The 497-nt window shown below is 65.6% G+C and carries 1 protein-coding gene; it reads left to right on the forward strand.

All coding sequences use genetic code 11. The annotated features are described in order from the left end of the window. A partial coding sequence (locus AC1DMS_RS31770) for a methyl-accepting chemotaxis protein (RefSeq protein ID WP_478182153.1) occupies nt 1-497 on the forward strand: 497 nt, incomplete at both ends.

Consider the following 497-nt stretch of genomic DNA (forward strand, 5'->3'; position numbering starts at 1 on the left):
GCCGCGGGCAACCAGGACCTTTCGTCGCGCACCGAGGAGCAGGCCAGCTCGCTGGAGCAGACCGCGGCCTCGATGGAAGAGCTGACCTCCACGGTCAAGCAGAACGCGGACAACGCGCGGCAGGCGAATCAGCTCGCGCTCTCGGCCTCCGAAGTGGCAGTGAAGGGCGGCAATGTGGTGGGGCAGGTGGTGGACACCATGGCCTCGATCAATGCGTCCTCGAAGAAGATCGTCGACATCATTGGCGTGATCGACGGCATCGCGTTCCAGACCAACATCCTGGCTTTGAATGCTGCGGTGGAAGCGGCACGTGCCGGCGAGCAGGGCCGCGGCTTCGCAGTGGTCGCTTCCGAAGTCCGCAACCTGGCCCAGCGCTCAGGCGCAGCCGCCAAGGAAATCAAGGGCCTGATCGACGACTCGGTGGGCAAGGTCGACATGGGCAGCGCCCTCGTGGGCGAAGCCGGCAAGACCATGGCCGAGATCGTGGGCAGCGTGAA

The sequence above is a fragment of the Variovorax sp. 05T418 genome (assembly GCF_056396385.1).